At 42.8% G+C, this 965-nt stretch carries 1 protein-coding gene; it reads right to left on the bottom strand.

What is annotated here, in order from left to right; all coding sequences use genetic code 11:
- Positions 1-956, bottom strand: a 956-nt coding sequence (locus H5300_RS26845) for an ISKra4 family transposase (protein WP_310736203.1), incomplete at its 3' end; no start/stop codon positions are given.
- Between the last annotated feature and the right edge of the window lie 9 nt (positions 957-965).

A 965-nucleotide genomic window follows, 5' to 3' on the forward strand; every position in this document is an offset into this window, starting at 1 on the left:
CTCAAGATTGCCTCAGCCCCATCAAGGCTCCACCTAGCTCCTGTGATATCTAATCTATCATTTATCAGATGCCGACAAGCTCCTTCGATAACACCACTTGCTATCGGATATCCACACTCTAGTGCAATACCATACTCAAGCTGTTTTTTATTCTTTAGTAAGTAGCGTCGACATTTGTCGATATTTTCTCGATTGACCAAGCGTCTCTTTGTTGCACATATCCCAAGCCCTTTTGCTACCTGTGAAGCCTTCCCTCTTAAAATCTCCAGTGCTTTATATTCCACCCATTCTTCGACTAACTCATCTCCCTTATCAAACAGACACCATGCAGCCTTCCACAGGTACTCTAGTACATGGATGAAATCCAAAATTATGGTGACTGTGACATTATGCTTTTTGGCGACTCGATTGACTTGCTTCATTTGATGAGGGTGACCGTCAACCAGTACGATCCATTGACGTTTTTGCTCGGGGTCTCGCTGTAAAGCCTCTAAGAAAGCATCTTCTATGACCGATTCTGAACCTTTTTTTAAACTGGCCCAGACACGCTTATTTCTTGGGGGGACTCTAAAACCATGAACGTTACTTTCTTCACTTCTTTGCATGATTGATTCAGCCGTTCTCGGGCAAGCTTTAGTTGTATAAACTGAAGCGACTTGAGCCATTCGTTTTCGGTCTTTTTTTTCTCCAGCACTCAGTCTGCTTTTGAGTTTCTGTTTTTTTGCGGCTTTCTTTGTACACTCTCTTAAACTGTTTGGTTGCATCACGATGCCTTTGGCATCAGTGGTTATCACCAATAAATCTCGTGTATCTTCTGGGTGTATATACCTTTTTTGAAAGTAATCATCGAAATCTTGGGCGACATCTTGAATGACCTGCATCGTCTGTCGTTTAGGGATATGCCCCCCTGTTGTACTATCTATACTAGTAACGGCATCGTCATAAGAGCCTCTTATCGCTTCAGC

This window comes from Vibrio sp. SG41-7, assembly GCF_014164465.1.
Taxonomy (GTDB): domain Bacteria; phylum Pseudomonadota; class Gammaproteobacteria; order Enterobacterales; family Vibrionaceae; genus Vibrio; species Vibrio splendidus.